Origin of the sequence: Aquimarina latercula DSM 2041 (genome assembly GCF_000430645.1) — a bacterium.
GTDB lineage: Bacteria > Bacteroidota > Bacteroidia > Flavobacteriales > Flavobacteriaceae > Aquimarina > Aquimarina latercula.
Genome location: NZ_KE387185.1, coordinates 312,085 through 329,980 on the forward strand (window position 1 = coordinate 312,085; position 17,896 = coordinate 329,980).

At 32.5% G+C, this 17,896-nt stretch carries 11 protein-coding genes; 4 read left to right on the plus strand and 7 right to left on the minus strand.

Annotated elements, in window-relative coordinates; translation table 11 throughout:
• Positions 1-8 precede the first annotated feature (8 nt).
• The 4 genes from H526_RS0119285 to H526_RS0119300 all read right to left on the minus strand — a co-directional run bounded on the left by H526_RS0119285 (position 9) and on the right by H526_RS0119300 (position 7,384).
• Entirely contained in the window at positions 9-2,741 is a 2,733-nt protein-coding gene (locus tag H526_RS0119285) for a T9SS type A sorting domain-containing protein (RefSeq protein ID WP_027394519.1), read from the minus strand.
• Between the two features lie 256 nt (positions 2,742-2,997).
• The gene (locus H526_RS0119290; RefSeq protein WP_035086069.1) at positions 2,998-4,830 is read right to left on the minus strand and encodes a M1 family metallopeptidase; all 1,833 of its coding nucleotides are present in this window, start codon (positions 4,828-4,830) and stop codon (positions 2,998-3,000) included.
• Positions 4,831-4,836: 6 nt separating this feature from the next.
• Positions 4,837-6,540: a S8 family peptidase gene (locus tag H526_RS0119295; RefSeq protein WP_081415656.1), complete on the minus strand. Its 1,704-nt coding sequence runs from the start codon at positions 6,538-6,540 to the stop codon at positions 4,837-4,839.
• On the minus strand, positions 6,524-7,384 hold the full coding sequence (locus H526_RS0119300) for an MBL fold metallo-hydrolase (protein ID WP_027394522.1): 861 nt from the start codon (positions 7,382-7,384) through the stop codon (positions 6,524-6,526). The genes H526_RS0119295 and H526_RS0119300 overlap by 17 nt, the downstream gene beginning before the upstream one ends.
• 415 nt (positions 7,385-7,799) lie before the next feature.
• Here H526_RS0119300 and H526_RS0119305 point away from each other — a divergent pair, with 415 nt between their 5' ends.
• Together H526_RS0119305 and H526_RS0119310 are read left to right on the plus strand one after the other, a co-directional pair.
• Positions 7,800-9,635 carry a cation:proton antiporter gene (locus H526_RS0119305; RefSeq protein ID WP_027394523.1) on the plus strand — a complete coding sequence of 612 codons (1,836 nt, stop codon included), beginning with the start codon at positions 7,800-7,802 and terminating at the stop codon, positions 9,633-9,635.
• 117 nt (positions 9,636-9,752) lie between these two features.
• On the plus strand, positions 9,753-10,034 hold the full coding sequence (locus H526_RS0119310; RefSeq protein ID WP_027394524.1) for a hypothetical protein: 282 nt from the start codon (positions 9,753-9,755) through the stop codon (positions 10,032-10,034).
• A 54-nt stretch (positions 10,035-10,088) separates the two neighbouring features.
• Here the strand turns inward: H526_RS0119310 and H526_RS0119315 are convergent, their stop codons facing one another.
• A complete protein-coding gene (locus tag H526_RS0119315) occupies positions 10,089-11,147 on the minus strand; it encodes an endonuclease/exonuclease/phosphatase family protein (protein WP_027394525.1) in 1,059 nt (352 codons plus the stop codon).
• A gap of 125 nt (positions 11,148-11,272) precedes the next feature.
• Here H526_RS0119315 and H526_RS0119320 point away from each other — a divergent pair, with 125 nt between their 5' ends.
• Entirely contained in the window at positions 11,273-14,227 is a 2,955-nt protein-coding gene (locus H526_RS0119320) for a TonB-dependent receptor (RefSeq protein ID WP_035086072.1), read from the plus strand.
• Positions 14,228-14,256: 29 nt separating this feature from the next.
• Positions 14,257-15,666, plus strand: a complete 1,410-nt coding sequence (locus tag H526_RS0119325) for a DUF5689 domain-containing protein (RefSeq protein ID WP_027394527.1) — start codon at positions 14,257-14,259, stop codon at positions 15,664-15,666.
• 79 nt (positions 15,667-15,745) lie between these two features.
• Here the strand turns inward: H526_RS0119325 and H526_RS0119330 are convergent, their stop codons facing one another.
• Positions 15,746-16,474, minus strand: coding sequence for a hypothetical protein (locus H526_RS0119330; RefSeq protein WP_027394528.1), 729 nt, complete (start codon positions 16,472-16,474; stop codon positions 15,746-15,748).
• A gap of 402 nt (positions 16,475-16,876) precedes the next feature.
• Positions 16,877-17,851, minus strand: a complete 975-nt coding sequence (locus H526_RS0119335) for an endonuclease/exonuclease/phosphatase family protein (RefSeq protein WP_027394529.1) — start codon at positions 17,849-17,851, stop codon at positions 16,877-16,879.
• Between the last annotated feature and the right edge of the window lie 45 nt (positions 17,852-17,896).

Below are 17,896 nucleotides of genomic sequence, written 5' to 3' on the forward strand. Positions count from 1 at the left end.
TAAGTAATCTATTTTTTGATAAAAACGATTGCTTTTTGTTCAGAAGCAGAGTTTAATTGTAAAATATAATTACCTTGAGCTAAATCACTTACATTAATTTGTTTATCATTATTTAGCACACCATTTTTTAATTGTTTTCCGTTAATACTGAAAACTTTATAGTCCAAGCGATTTTCTAAAAGTGAATTTTCTACTACTACATTTAATACATTATTAGCAGGATTAGGCCAAGCTAATATGCTAGAATCTAAAGGATCGGTATCATCTACAGAAAGTGTTGATGTTTCTATAGTTGCTTCGTACATACCATTACCATGAGTACCTATTAAAAGTTTATTATCCGCTGGTCGATAAGCCATTGCACTAACAACAGCAAAACCAATTTGATTCGGTGCTTCTATTTCCCAATCTTCGTTAACTGGATCAGTAGAACTATATAAACCTCTAGCTGTACCTACAAAATATCTTGTTTCATTATTAACTTCTGTAATACTGACAGATCGTATAGAAAAATCTGCTAAATTTCTTTCAGCTATAGTCCATAATGGGGTCGCAGAAGTTGCATTGTTAGTTATGTATATATTCGTTATACCATAATTAGAATAAGTAACCATTACTATATCTCTATTGTTTGGATGAACTGCTATACCACTAACAGAACCACGGTCGGTTCTTGCTTGAGCTGGTGTAATATCTACAGTACTACCTAATCCAAAAGCACCTTGAGGGTTATCTAATCTAACCAAACTTCCTGAACTACCTCCCATTAATAAATAACTTGTTGAAGCATCATATGCACCCCAAGTAACAGAAAATTGTGTAATATTTTCATTTGCAGGACCGCTTGAATTGGTAGCTGAACTCATAGTACCCATATTTGCCCAACTATCTGATGCAACCGCACTGGATTCTGTAGTTCTATAAAGATTTTGTCTACCAGCGTAATATAACGCATTATTATTGCTTGGATCTAAATAAAAATACGTGACAAACTGGCTATTAGATCCATCAGGTGTAATTTCTTGTCCATTAGGACAATCTCTAAACATTCTCCCATTTTGAAAACCATAAAAGAATGGAAGACAGGTGTCATCATTAGAAATAGCTACCGCAACACCATCACCACCTGCTACACTAGACATGGATGTAAGATCAGGTCTTCCAAAATCAGTACCACCTGCTGTAGTTCCATTATCTTGCGCACCACCTATAACAATATCGGATCCACTATTCGGGGTTATTGCTACATTATAGTATTGATATGTTTGATAGTTGTTATTTAAGTTTGTCCATCCAACGGTTGCTACAGTGGCGTCAGCTCTATGAATTCCTCCATCGGTACCACTAAATAAAATATCTGGATTATTAGGATCAAAAACAAGTGCGTGAATATCTGGATGGTGTTGGGCTCCTCCTCCTAAATTATACAAACTATAACCCGAATTATCTCTGTAACCACCTATTCTAGTAAATTGGACAAAATCAGTAATATTTGATGCTCTATATGCATTAGTTCCACCTATAACTACAAAATTTTCATCATCTGGTTTTACGCTGACAACAAGGTCATATCCACCTTGTACTGCAATTGGATCATTTCCGGATGAATCACCACCTGGTTCATCTGGCATTCGAGTAGAAAAATCAGTCCAAGTTCCTGTACCACTATCATTCCATCTCCATAGACCAGCTTCTATTAATGATCCCGATACCGTAAATAGAGTATATACGATATTTTCATTAGATGGTGCAATTGCAAGAACTGTTCTACCACTTGCACCAAAACCAGGGTCAGTATTAGAACCAATTCTTGTAAAAGTATCAGTTCCATTTTCTGATCTCCATACACCACCAGTGCTCGAAGAAGATCCGGAAAATGCAGCATATACAATTCCAGTACTGGTAATTGCTAAATCAGAAAAGAAATTACCACCAGAATCTAATTCAACATTCCAAGTGCTGCCATCAAATCTTCTAATTGCCCCACCAGCTCCAGCATATAAATCACCAGTAATTGGATGTACGGCAATTTTATACATAAAATCAAAAGGAGAATCATTTGCTTCTTGAGTTGAGGCAGTACTAGGCATTTGATTCCAAGTTATACCATTATCTGTAGATTGCCAAATTCCTTGACCTAAAAAAGTAGCTCCGTTTCCGGAAGCACTATTACCTTGACTTTCTCCTGTTCCATAGTACCAAATATTTTCAAACCCAGTTCTTGGATCTTGAGCAATAGTAGTTACATTATGAATTTCATTATTTGAAGAAACCTTAGTCCAACTTGCTCCTCCATCAGTAGTTCTAAAAACTCCACTACTTACTCCACCAGCGATTATTGTATTACTTGTTGCATCGCCTCTATCAATTACTAAAGAACGTGTTCTACCTCCTAGATTAGAAGGGCCTCTGGATATGTAAGAAGCATTACTAGCTGCTTTAGAGTTTTTAGATTGAATCGAGAGATCACTAGAAATAACTATTTCTTTTTGCTTTTCTTCAGCAGGTATTATACCTGTTGAAGGATTTGCTTGAATATTAAATTCATGTTTCCATCTTTCTTCTGCAAAACGACGCCTTTCTTCCATCGTTTTTCCTTTCTTTTTTCCTTCTTTTTTAAAAGGGACAAATTCCTTAACAGCTTGATTTTTGTTAATTTCATCTTTACTAAAATAAGTAAGAAATACAACAAGGGAAATCAAAATTACTGAAATAGGTATTAGTAATTTTCTTTTTTTCATACGTAATAGTTTAATTATTCTGACAATTTTTATTTAAATAATACTTTCTAACATTTTATATATAACAGTTAAGCAATATAAAACCCTAAAAAATCATAATAAAACATTAAAGATAGCCAAAATAAGGGCTTTTTTAACAAAAAAACAATGATCTCATTTATTTAACACTAAATGAGTTAAGATCATATTCAAAAAAAAAGACCCTCTATATATATAATTATATAAGGGTCTTTATAATATTTTAGGGAATTATTATTTATTGAGAGAAATTATTATTGTTGATATTTATATCTGCCATTTGTTTAGTAATGTCAATTTCAATTGACTTTATACTAGATTTATATTTAGATATTTCCAGTGAATAGTTCGGGTGGGTCCAAGTCCAATCAGATAAAATTGTACGATTCATTTTAGGAAATGGATTAGTTTTATTTTTCCTCATCATTCTTAGTGGGATATAGAAGGATTCTTTGGTTCCATCCATATACTCTATATACAAATCAACAGGCATTGGCATTAGTCCAATACGCTCTAATGTAATTGAAGTGGTATTCCCTTTTTCCGAAACTTCTTTTATTCCATAGTCTACTGTATTTGTAGTTTGGGTCCAATCTGTAAGATACCAATCTAGTTGTATTCCTGATACTTTTTCTGCTATTCGTTTAAAATCATTAGGCGTAGGGTGCTTAAATTTCCATTCATCAAAATATCTATGGATTGTTTTTGATAAATTTTCTTCTCCTATTACATAACCAAGTTGTGCCATAAAAACCGCCCCTTTAGCATATGCAGACGCTCCATATGCTCCATTTCTTGTATAACGGTCAGCATGTGTGGATTGAGGTTGTTCTATACCAGAAGTAGCCAATTGAAAATATCCTCGATACATTCCTGTCATTGGATTATTTTTGTTTTGTTCCATTACTTTATCCATTGCTAATGTAGAAATGTAGCTCGTAAAACCTTCGTCCATCCATTCATGTTTGGCTTCGTTTGTAGCTAATATGTGTTGAAACCAAGCATGAGCCATTTCGTGAGCTGTAACTCCTACTAAACTTCCAAAGCTTCTTCCTCCTGTAATCAAAGTACACATTGCGTATTCCATTCCTCCATCTCCTCCTTGAATAATAGAATATTGGTCATATGGATACTTTCCAATTGTAGTACTAAAATATTTCATTAAGTCTACAGACTTAGGTTGTAATTTTTTCCAGTTTTCTAGATATTCCTCTTTGTTTTTGTATAAAAAATGAAGTACTGGTCCATCAGGAACTTGAACTGTATCATGGATATATTCTGGGTCTGCTGCCCAGGTAAAGTCGTGGACATTAGGAGCTATAAAGTGCCAAGAAAGTTTTTTTCCTTTGCGTTTTATTTTAGTCCCTGGTTTTTCATAACCATATCCTATTTCTTGAGGGTTCTGTAAATATCCAGATCCTCCTAAAATGTAATTCTTATCAATGTTTATAGTAACATCAAAGTTACCCCACACTCCATGGAATTCTCTAGCTATATAAGGGTCTGCGTGCCAGCCTTCAAAGTCATACTCAGCCATTTTAGGATACCATTGAGTCATTGATAATGCTACGCCCTCACTACTATTGCGTCCAGAACGACGTATTTGATTTGGAACTTGGCCATCAAAATTCATGGAAAAAGTAACTTTTTTTCCAGGAGCAATAGGTTCATTGAGTTCTACTTCTAAGACAGTTCCGGCTATTTCATAAGTTACTTCTTTTCCGTTTTGTTTTAAAGAAGATATTTTTAAGTATCCTATTTCTTCTGGAGTAAGTTTACTAATTCTATCCATTACTCTAGGATCTGGATCCTCAATATTTCTAGAGCGAACATCCATCTCACTTCCTGGTTGGAATGCATTGAAATAAAGATGATAAAAGACCTGATATAATGAATCAGGTGAATTATTTGTATATACAAGTTCTTGTGTTCCTTTATACTGGAAATTTTCTACATTCATATCCACGTTCATTTTGTAATCAACGTGTTGTTGCCAATAACTTGTATTGTTTTGTGCTGAAACACCTAAAACGGATATTAAGAATCCAATTGAAATTATTTTAGAGATCATTTTGTTTTATTTTGATAGTTTTTCCGCCAAAATCAAAGCGTTATATAAATTTACCATTTTTCCGGATTTAGATAATTCTGTAAATTTATTAGATTTAGTTTCATCACCCCCTATTATTACGGTGGCAGTTGTACTTAATCCACTATCCATTAATATTTGTTTTACTTGAGAAGCCTTTAATTTTGGATAATAAGATCGAATAAGAGCGGCAACACCAGAAACTGCAGGTGCAGCCATAGATGTTCCTTGAAGATATTCGTATGTATTAGATGGGGTTGTGGCCCATATTTTAACCCCAGGTGCAAATGCATCTACATTGTTTTTTCCATAATTAGAGAAATTCGCTACAAGATTAGATCCGTATTTATAATTTAAAGCTCCTATTGTAATAAAATTATTAGAAATTTCAGATGAATTATCAATTTGATCATTTGGATATACAAGTTTTTGATCTAAATCTAACCCTTCATTACCAGCAGCATTAACAATCAACACATCATTTTCCCCAGCATATTTAATAGCGTCTCTAACCCATTCTGGGTGTGTAGAATAGTATTTTCCAAAGCTTGTATTAATAACTTTCGCTCCATTGTCTACAGCATATCGAATCGCTAAAGCAATATCTTTGTCATATTCATCACCGTTAGGAACTGCTCTAATTGCCATTATTTCTACATTTTTGGCGATACCATTAACTCCTTTCCCATTATTTCGCTCAGATGCTATAATTCCAGAGACGTGAGTTCCGTGTTTTATCCCTTCTTTATCGGGATTAGGACCCATAACATTATTATTTCCATAATTAGTATCAGTTATATCATCTACATTATCACCAACTTTAGTTCTACCATCAAATTCTACATTGATATGATAGTTTAATTGTTCCGTAAAATGATCTACACCACCACTTAGGTTTTCGATAAAATCTGGTATGGTCTCTCCTTCTTCTAAAAACCCAAACATATGAGAAAGCAAAGCAATGTATTGTTGCATTTCTGGTGTATCCGCTTTTACGGCAAGAAGTTCCTGTTGCGAATAATTTTCTTTACCAATTACTTCGCTAATCTTTTTATGAGAAGGTTTTACTTGTTGTAAAATCTGTTCGTATTGGTTTTTACTACCAAGAGCTTGTTGATACTCTTTTTCTAAATCGGCTTTAGCTTCTATATACATTTGGTATTCTTCTTTATCAGAAGAAGCAACAGAAGCTAGATTTTTCCCTTCATATTTTGGTTTTAATTTTTTAACGATTCTGGTATATTCAAGATTCTCATTTTCAGAATCTCCTAAAAAATTCCAACCGTGGATGTCATCGATATATCCATTTTGATCATCGTCTTTTCCATTATTTTTGATTTCCTTAGGATTAGTCCAGATCACATCGTCTAAATCTTCGTGTTCAATGTCAACACCACTATCAATAACTCCAACGATAACCGTTTGACCAACTTTATTTTTGATTAGTTCATTATACGCCCTGTTAACACTCATTCCGGGTATTGTATCTTTTATTAAATCACTAGCATTCCAATTTTTTAATTGAGTCTCGGTTAATACTATATTTTTTAATGGAATAGAATCAATATTTTCTATAGGAGTGGACACTATAGCTGGAGTTCCACAACTACTTAATATAATGGATGATGTTATTGAAGCAATTAGTAATTTATTAGACTTGGGAATCATAGAATTTTTAATTAAATATTTCATTACAAGTAAAAGTTTCTTTGTATCGTACACCTTTATCGGTTTGTTGTACAGTAATTATTTCATTATGTGCATCGTGTTCCATAAACAAATACCAATTATTTAAGGCCGCATTTTCCAAAAATAATTTTTTCTCCGGTAATGTTAATAATGGTCTAGTATCATATCCCATAACATAAGGTAATGGAATGTGACCAGCTGTAGGCAATAAGTCTGCCATAAACACAATTGTTTTTTCTTTATATTTTATGTTCGGGATCATTTGTTTTTCTGTGTGACCATCTACAAATAATACGCCAAACCCTAATTCAGTGTTTTTTTGAAATGTTTCTCCTGTTCTAGAAATAAAATGAAGGTGTCCACTTTCTTGAATAGGAAGAATATTTTCTTTTAAGAAAGAAGCTTTTTCTCTGACATTAGGTTCTGTAGCCCAACTCCAGTGATTTTCATTACTCCATACTTTAGCATTTTTAAATGCTAATTCATAACCAGTTTTATTTTTATTCCATTGTACCACACCTCCGCAATGATCAAAATGTAAATGAGTAATAAAAACATCTGTAATATCATCTCTATTGAACCCTTTTTCTTTTAGAGACTTATCTAAATTATCATCTCCCCAAAGAGAATAGTATCCAAAAAATTTATCTGATTGTTTATCTCCCATTCCAGAATCAATGAGAATCAGACGATCTCCATCTTCAATTAATAGGCATCTTGCAGCAATATCTATTAGATTATTAGCATCAGCTGGATTTGTTTTGTTCCACAGGACTTTGGGAACGACGCCGAACATGGCGCCACCATCAAGTTTAAAGTTTCCTGCTTTTACAGCATGTAATTTCATAATTGGTATAAAAATCTTTGCAAAATAGAAAAAATGCTAAGGATCAGGATTTAATTTGTAGACTTTTTAACAATATTTCATCAGAATTGATCCGATAAATAATTTTTTCTAACGCAATAATATATTAAATAGAACTTTATTTTCTTTTACTTTGACGTGGATAAGGATTAAATGGTAATCAAAGAAATCTATCATTATCATAGATCGGTAACTGTTATTATTACTATTATCAGAAAATGAAACTGCGATAAGTAGCGATTTTAAACTTATAATCTAAAAGTTTGTTCAATACAGTTATGTCTAAAAAATAAGAACGGAACAGATTGTTAATTTTCCTAATTATAAAATTGATGAGAGATATGCATTTCTAAAAAAAATCTCATATTTTGCTAATCATTATAATTATAGTAAAAGCATGGTAGAATTAGCGGGTATAATCATATTAGGAATTTTAGCACAATGGGTGGCTTGGAAATTTAAAATCCCAGCAATTTTACCTCTTATCTTAATTGGACTTTTGGTAGGACCGGTTGCAACTTTATACACAGTAGATGGCACTAAATTAATACAACCTATTTATAACGGAGTAGAAGGATTATTTCCTGGAGAAAGTTTATTTTACTTCGTTTCTTTAGCCATTAGCATTATTCTTTTTGAAGGAGGTTTAACTTTAAGAAGAGATGAAATCCTAAATGTTGGCCCCGTAATTCTTAAATTAATAACAGTAGCCGTTGTGGTAACCTTTTTTGGAGCTGGATTGGCAGCTCATTTTATTTTCGGCTTAAGTTGGCCAATATCATTTTTATTTTCTTCTTTAATTATTGTAACAGGCCCTACGGTAATAACCCCTATTTTAAGAAATATACCATTAAAAAAAGACATTTCTGCTGTATTAAAGTGGGAAGGAATTCTTATTGATCCAATTGGAGCATTAGTGGCTGTTTTGGTTTTTGAATTTATAAGTGTTGGAGAAGGAGAGGCATTTACGAAAAAAGCTTTTATAGAATTCGGTAAAATAGTTTTATTTGGTTTCACTTTTGGTTTCACTTTTGCTTATGGCTTAGCTTTTGGAATTAAGAAAAAAATAATCCCACATTATTTATTAAATGTTTTCACCCTTGCAGTAGTGTTAGGTGTTTTCGTATTATCAGATGTATTTGCGCATGAATCAGGTTTATTATCCGTAGTGGTAATGGGTATGGTATTAGGTAATATTAACCTTCCGAACTTTGAAGAGTTATTATATTTTAAGGAATCATTGAGTGTGTTGTTAATTTCGATATTATTTATTCTTCTGTCGGCCAATATCAATATTGAAGAATTACAGTTAATATTCAATTGGAATGCTATTTTACTTTTTGCAGCTGTCGTCTTTATTGTCCGACCTTTAGGTGTTTTTCTGAGTTCAATTAATTCGGGACTTAAGATTAATGAAAAATTATTTATTAGCTGGGTAGGACCGAGAGGAATTGTAGCGGCAGGTATTGCCTCATTATTTGGTCTAAAACTTGCTAAAAATGGAGTGCCAGAGGCAGAGTATATTACACCATTAGTTTTTATGATTGTATTAGGAACGGTTCTTCTAAATGCAACAACGGCAAGATTGTTTGCTAAAGTTGCTGGGGTATTTCTTACAAAATCTGAAGGGATTTTAATTATTGGAGCATCAAAAGTTTCACGATTAATAGCCACATATCTTAAGAGTAATCAAAGACACGTAGTATTAGTAGACAGTAATCGAGAAAATATTAAAAAGGCCAAAAGTTTAGGTTTAGACGCATTAGAAGGAAGTATTTATAATGATCAATTAAAAAACAATATAGAATTAAACGATATAGGCTTTTTAATGGCACTTACAGGAAATAGTGATATTAATAAGTTTGCTATTAATCAATTTAAAGATCAATTTGGAGAAAATGGGTCTTTTAGGTTGGTTAGTTCTGAAGAAATGAATGATCCAGAAAATAACCCTAATGAAGGTTTGTTTTCTCATACGGATGATTATGATAAGTTAATGAATTTAGCCGAAAAGTATCCAGGTATCCAGGAAATTAATATTGATGATAAATCTCATTACGATTCATTAATCAATTTAATTAAACAAGATGAAGATATTATTCCTTTGTTTATCAAAGATTCCGCTAATACAATTAGAATTATATCTGCATATAGCGAAAAGATGGAGGAAATTAATGGGGATAGTTTTTTAGTTTATATTGGGAAGCCTATTGACGTGGAAGAGATCAATTAACTCGATGAAAAGTAAGAATTTTCGTCAAACAACACAAATTTAACAGAATTTTTTGTTAATAATAAATTAATACTCTATATTCGACTTTTTAAAATTTAAATTTTTAAAACCCAAATTATGAAAAAACTTATGTTTGTTGCCGTTTTTGGAATGGCTTTAGGATTAACTTCTTGTGGAGAAGATGATGTAGTAGATTTTGCTTGTGATGCAGCTAGAGATAGTTTGCGTGCTACAGTACAAGTTTCTATTGATGCCTATGAAGCTAATACATCTTCTACATCTTTATGTGAAGCTGCAAGAACTGCAATCGAATCTTATAAAAGTAACGAATGTGGAGATGATGCTTTCGATGGAATTTTAGCTGATTTACCAGATTGTTCTACTCTAGATAACGACTAGTATTAAAAGAGTTATAAAAAAAAAGAGGCTTAATAGCCTCTTTTTTTATAATCGTTATTTATTGTTTTCCTTTATGAGATACACATAAACAGGAAAGTGGTCACTATAACCTCCAGTATATGCTCCGTTTGCAAAACTTCGATACGGATATCCTTTATACCTACCTCTTGGATTAGCCAGATAGTTTTTATTATAAACTCCTGCTTTATAGTATTTATAGGAACTATAATCTTTATCAAGTAATCCCTTAGATATAATAATTTGATCAAATAAATTCCAACTATCTCTCCAAGCAAGAGATCCTATTCCCTTTTTAGACATGTTATACATTGGATTATATAATCCTTTTAGTTTCACATCCTCTTTTTCGGCTTTAGCTGCCAGTACTTTTTTTACACTAGAGTTATCAGGATCATCATTAAGATCTCCCATAGTTATAACTTTGGCATAAGGATCTATATCAAAAAGTGAATCAATAATTTTCTTATTTAATTCAGCAGCCTTTTCTCTTTTACGTCGGCTTCTAGCTTCACCTCCACTTCTTGATGGCCAATGATTTACAATAACATGTATTAAATCCCCATCAAGGTATCCACTAACTAATAATTGATCTCTGGTATATACTCTTTTAGTAGGATCATTTGAGCTATAGATCAATAACTCGTGTTTACTGGTATTGATTGGTCTAAATAATGCTTTTTGATATAATAGCGCAACATCTATACCTCTTCGATCTGGAGAATCAAACTGAACAATACCATAATCTTTTGGTAAAAGCACAGGTTCATTAGCTAAGTCTTCAAGTACCTTTCTGTTTTCTATTTCTGCTACTCCTAAAATTACAGGTGCATTTTTTGTTACATCGGCACCTATTTCAGAAATTACCTTAGCCATATTTTTTAGCTTATCTTTATAGATGTCTTCAGTCCAATGATCTTTTCCATTAGGTGTTCTATCATCGTCATAGGTTATAGGATCATCTTCGGTATCAAAAAGATTTTCAACATTATAAAAAGCAATTGTGTTAACTTTGTACGTTTTCTTTTCTTGACAAAAAATAACAAGCAAAGGACATAATAAGAATGTTATGGTAAGCAAATATTTTAATTTCATTATCTAATTGATTATTAACTTATTGTAAAATGTAATCCAAATTTTAAGCCAAAATTAGCTTTTCTATTTAAAACATGTACTTTTGCGCGGCAGAAATGTTAATTTTTTAACTAAAACAACTATTAATGAAAGTGTCACAACTCAAAAAGAATCTTTTCTTTTTAATGATTTTTTTAAGTTCTGTTGGGATGTCTTATGGACAACAAACAGGATTGAAAGGTAAAATTGTTGACGCATCTTCAAATGAAAATCTTTCGGAAGTGTTAGTTATTATTGAAGGAACAGAGGTTTCTACTATGACTGATATTTCAGGAGAGTTTAATTTTGGGAGTGTTCAATTACCTTTGGGAGAACAAATTGCGGTTTTATCTAAAAATGGATATATCACAAAACGTTATCCTATTGTTATTAATGAAGGCAGTGTTTTAGATCTAAAAACGATAGATCTAGATTATGATGTAAATCAAGAACAAATCCAAATAGGTACCATTAGCCTTACGGATAATGAACTAGATGAAGGCGATGATGATGCGTCTGCGAATGTATCAGGTTTATTACAAGCATCAAGAGATGTATTTCTTAGTGCAGCAGCATTTGATTTTAGTGCTACATTTTTTCGCCCAAGAGGTCTTGGAAATGAAAACGCAAAAGTCCTTATAAATGGGATTGAGATGAATAAACTTAACGATGGTAGACCTCAATGGGGTAATTGGGGTGGATTGAATGATGTACAGCGTAATCAGGAGTTTTCTATGGGAATTTCTGCTAACGACTATACATTTGGAGATCTTGCTGGAGCAACAAATATTATTATGAGAGCTTCTCAATATCGTCAGGGAGGTAGAATATCTTATGCCGCTTCTAACAGAAGTTATACTGGTAGAATGATGGCTAGTTATAGCTCTGGATTAATGAGTAATGGTTGGGCATATACGGTTTCATTAGCGCGTAGAATGGGTAATGAAGGCTATATTGAAGGAACTTTGTATGATGCGAATTCTATCTTTGCTTCTGTTGAGAAAAAGATTAATAATAAACATAGTATAAACCTTACCAGTTTTTATACACCTAATCGAAGAGGAAGGTCTACTGCAATAACTGAAGAAGTATTTAGGTTAAAAGGAAGACAATATAACCCAAATTGGGGGTATTTTGATGGAGAAAAGAAGAACTCCAGAGTACGTGAAATCGAGGAACCAGTATTTATGTTAAATCATTACTGGAATATCACTGATAAAACTACTTTGAACACCAATGTAGGGTACCAAACAGGTAAAATAGGAAATAGCCGTTTGGACAATGGAGGAACCGACTTGGTTAATTTTAATGGACAGGAAACATATACAGGAGCTGGAGCTAGTAGAGATACGAATCCAATTCATCAAAGTTACTTACCTAGTTCTTTCTTGAGTGATCCAAATCCGACACCACTTGATTTTCAAAATGCTTTCTTAGCACAGCAAGCATTTGTAAGAGATGGGCAGTTAAATTGGAATCAGTTAATAGAAGCAAATCAATTAAATGCGCAACAAGGACTTAATGCTACTTATATTTTATACGAAGATAGAATTGACGATACACAATGGAGTTTCAATTCTATTTTAAATAGTCAAATTACAGACAATATAAGTATAAATGGAGCTATTAATTATAGAACCTTAAAGAGTGAAAACTTTGCCGAAGTTCTTGACCTATTAGGAGGAACGACATTTTTAGATGTAGATTCTTTTGGGACAAATATTGATAATGATGTTCCGATAGATCTTGGTTTTACACCAGAAGAATTGGCGGATAGAGCACAAAGTGATTTACGTAATCGTAACCGTACAGTTGGTGTAGGTGATAGGTATGATTATAATTATGAGATTGATGCAGATGTTGTAAGCGGTTTTGCGCAGGCTCAGTTTAAAACTAATAAAATCGATTTCTTTTTAGGAGGAAATATTTCTCAAACTACTTACCAGAGAACAGGGTTGTTTGAAAATGGATATTTTCCTGGCGAAGGGCGTTTAGGTTCTTTCGGAAAAAGTGACAAATTAGATTTCACTAATTATGGTGCTAAAGGAGGTTTTACTTATAAAATTAATGGACGAAATCTAATAGATGTTCACGGAACTTATTTTACAAAAGCTCCAACCATTCGTAACTCTTTTGCTAATTCAAGACAAAACAATAGAACAATTGCGCAATTAATAGAGGCAGAAGAATCTATTGCAGGAACACAGGAAAGTGAAAAGGTACAATCTATTGATGTTGGTTATATCTTAAGAACTCCTAAATTGAAAGCAAGATTGACAGGATATTATACTAAAATAGAAGATGCTACTGATATATCTTTCTTTTTTACTCAAGCAATTTCTGGTTCTGATGTAGGTTTTGTTCAGGAGATTCTTACAGGAATAGATAAACAACACTTTGGAGCAGAATTAGGAATAGAATATCAAATAACACCAACGATTAAATTAAAAGGAGCTGCGGCAATAGGTCAATTTACTTATGCTAATAATCCTGACTTATTTTTAGCAAGTACCAGTAGTTCATTTTTAGGAGAGTCAATCACCGAAGGGTTGAATGGTACACGTTACGAGGGTAAATCAGCGTTAAAAGATTATCGTATTGCTGGTGGTCCACAGAATGCAGCACAATTAGGTTTTGAGTATAGAGATCCTAATTTCTGGTGGTTTGGTACTACAGCTAATTACTTTTCTAATGCTTATATAGATGTTAGCCCTTTTGCAAGAACATCAAACTTTAATCAAGATGTGGATGGATTACCATTTAATGACTATGATGATAGTATTGCAAGAGATTTATTAAGACAAGAGCAGTTTGATGATTATATATTAGTTAATGCAGTAGGAGGTAAGTCTTGGAGAGTAAAAGATTATTACATAGGGTTCTTTGCAACGATTAATAACATTTTTGATAAGCAATACAGAACAGGTGGTTTTGAGCAAGCTAGAAATGCAAATTATAGATTGGCTGTAGAAGAATCTCAGAGAGAAACTCCTGTTTTTGGACCTAGATACTTTTATGGATTTGGTACTTCGTATTACCTTAATGTATACGTAAGATTTTAATGATGAACACAACAAAAAAATATTATAAAATGAATTCAAATAATTTAAAGAAACTAATAAGCATTTTGGTTTTGGCGGTTACGTTTACTGCTTGTGTACAAGATGATGATTTTAATACTCCGGGATTGGTCATAGAGGAACCAACATTTCCTGCAAATAGTACATTTGTTCAAATAGGTGGTATTTTAGGAGATTTAGCACAAGCGCAAAATGATGATGGGCCAGAAGCCAAAGTTACCTTTGAAGTCGAAAATCAGTATTTAGAAGGATATGTAGTATCAAGTGATAAAGCGGGTAACTTTTTTGAAGAGTTAGTTATTCAGAATTCACCAACTACTCCAACAGCAGGGTTAAGAGTATTAATAGATGTAAACCCTTTATTTACAAGTTATGAGTTTGGTCGTAAAGTATATATTGACTTAGAAGGTTTATCAATAGGTACAGAAAATGGAGTAGCAACTCTTGGAGTACTTTCTAGTGATGAGGTAGATCAAATACCTTCTTTTTCTCAGGAAGATGTAATTTTAAGATCAGCAGAGATGTCTGAAATTACCCCTTTAGAGATTACTTTCGAAGATTTTTCTGATGATCTTACTAACCTATATGTTAAGATTAATAATTTACAGTTTAATAGAAATGATGTTTTAGGAGATGACCCTCTTACGTTTGCAGGAGAACCAAGTGATGATTTTGATGGAGAGAGAAATATAGAAAGTTGTGATAATGGAGCTACAGCAGTTTTAAGCACAAGTACTTTTGCTGATTTTAAATCATTAACCTTACCAACTCAACAAGGAAGTTTTGAAGGTGTTTTAACTAAAAATTTCTTCGGAGATACTTTTAACTTAGTGTTGAATGACCCTACAGGATTAGTTTTTGACAATGAAAACCGATGTGATCCTGACGTATTAGAATGTACTGGAACTAGTGGAGGAGCAAATGTAATTTTTACTGAAGATTTTACAGGAGTAAGTATTAGTGATCTAGAAAATTCTGGATGGTTAAATGTAAATACTACAGGTGGAACTTTAGATTATGTAGTAGGAAGCTTTAGTGGTAATCAATATGCACAGATTACTGGGTTTAGTTCTGGAGAAAATCCATTTGAGGTTTGGTTAGTAACACCAGAAATCGATTTAACTGCTTCTACAGCAGAAGAATTATCTTTTGATATTCAGGCTAATTTTGACAATGGAAATATCCTTACTGCTTTTATTACAGATAACTTTACAGGTGATGTAACAACTACAGAATGGTCACAATTAGATGCTTCTATTCCAACAGGACCAAGTGGAACATTTGGAAGTTTTGAAGGAGTAGGACCAATTAATATTTCTTGTGTTGAGGGTAATGTAAGAATAGCGTTCCGTTACGCAGGTGCAGATCCAGGACCAACTACTAGATATCATATTGATAATATAGAGATTTCAGGAAACTAAGAACTTCTGTATTTTATAATAGCAAAAGCTCTCTAAAAATTCTTTAGAGAGCTTTTTTTATTGGTTTTAGAGTATATTATTAATAGTCGAAAGTAACCGAGTAAGCGCTATTCTTTTTTGTTTTTACTCGCATTCTAAATTGGTAACAAGGATTCTTTGTATGTGAAAAACTCTGATTGTTGTTTATTTTTTTCCACTCATTTTGAATCGTAGCCCAACTACTTCCGCTGTAAGCTTTGTATTTAAGACCATAATAAACTCTTCTCCAAACAGAATGTCTTGCAATTTCTGCAATCTGTGACTCTCCAACAGAGCTATAGTGGGTATAATATTGCCAGCTAGCTTTTGAAGTGTTGGTTTGTGGATGATTAAAGTTAATTGCGTATTTCGAGGTTGGATTCGCTCTAGTAAGTTGTATTAACTCAAAAGCAATATCATTACCGGATTCTTCATAAGAGACATTTTTTTGATCATCAGTTTCTTGATCCACATCTGGCTGAGTTAGATCCATTTTATTATGACGAACTAAACTTTGTTTTAAAGTTTCATTAGCATTGATTTCCATTAGACTAAGGTTTATACTAGAATAGTTGATTAATGCTGTTTCATTATTCGCATGAATTCTTATAATTCCTGTACTACCCTCTTCTGATGTCACAGTAACATCTTTATGAAAATCATAAACGCTATTTAAAGAAAATTCGGTTTCTAAAGCTGATTCTTCCATGATTTCATTTGACTCATCTCTATCGCAGGAAATAAAAAATAATAACCCTATGATTGGTAATGCATAAAATAATTTCTTCATTTGTTTGGTTTTTAAGAATAATTAAATTGATTTGTTTAGTTTTTTGGATACAATAAATCCTTTTTCTTCACTGTATAGGATTAATAAATTATTTTTTTAGAAACTATTCTTGGCGCCTTTGGTGTTTCTAATCCAATAGATGGTTGATCTTTATAATTTAGTTTATCGTAATTAGTGAGATTAGAATTATAAATCCTGAGTCAAAAGTATGTCGGGGGTAATGACTGACAAAAACAAAAATTAATTTAGCGGAATTTTCCGCAAATTAATTTACTGAAAAACAGTTGGTTGCGGTTTGGTTAAGGGTTAGTTCCCATTAAAAAAAGGGTTATATAACCCTTTACCATAAGGTGATTTCACGTTATGGTATAAAGGTATTTATGGGTTTTTTTGTTGTGGGAATTACGTATTATGTTTTAGGCATATATATACAGGAAAGTGATCGCTATAACCTCCTTTATATTTTCTTCCCGCGTAGGTTCTATATGGATTTCCTTTATATCTCCCTTTATAGATTTTTAGAAAACTATCATCAAAAATATTGGCTTCAGAAAAGCTATGAGTATTTTCTTCATACCTATGGAAGTTATTACTAAAAATGATTTGATCAAATAAATTCCATTGACGTTTATAAGTTAAGGTACCACGATGTCTTGTGTGTAGACGCTCCATTGGATTATAAAGATCCTGTAATACTAGATGTTTTTTTACACTTTCACTATCAGGGTCGTCATTAAAATCACCCATAACGATAATTTTTGCTTCGGGATCTTCTTCTGTAATTTGATTTATTATTTCTCGATTTTTATCAGCTGCAGCTATACGCTTATAAGAGGTAAGTTCTGCTCCATCTCTTCTAGAAGGCCAATGATTAACCAATATGTGAATTTTTTCGGTATGCAAAGTTCCCGTTACCCATAGAATATCACGGGTAAAATCTCTTTCACCGAATTCATTATTCACCAAGACTTGAATACTTTCGGAATAAGTAACTGTAAAAATTTCTTTTTGGTATAGAAATCCAACATCGATTCCTCGTTCATCAGGAGACTCGTAATGTATTACACCATAGTTTTTATTGATTAGGTGTTTAGTTCTTGCAAGATCTTCTAAAACGGCTTTATTTTCGACTTCTGCAACACCTAAAATAACCGGAGCTTTTCCAGTTTTTGGAAATCCAATATTAGAAATAGCAGTTCCTAGTTTGAACAACTTTTTTTGATATCTTTTTTTATTCCATTTCTTTTCTGAGTCTGGTAAAAAATCATTATCCAACGTATTAGGATCATCTTTCGTGTCAAATAAGTTTTCTAAGTTGTAAAAAGCAATTGTATGTAGATTTGTATGTTTCTTTTTAAAATAAAGCTTTGAAGACATGCAATTAAAAATTTATTGTAAACGCCTAATGTACAAATTCAAATG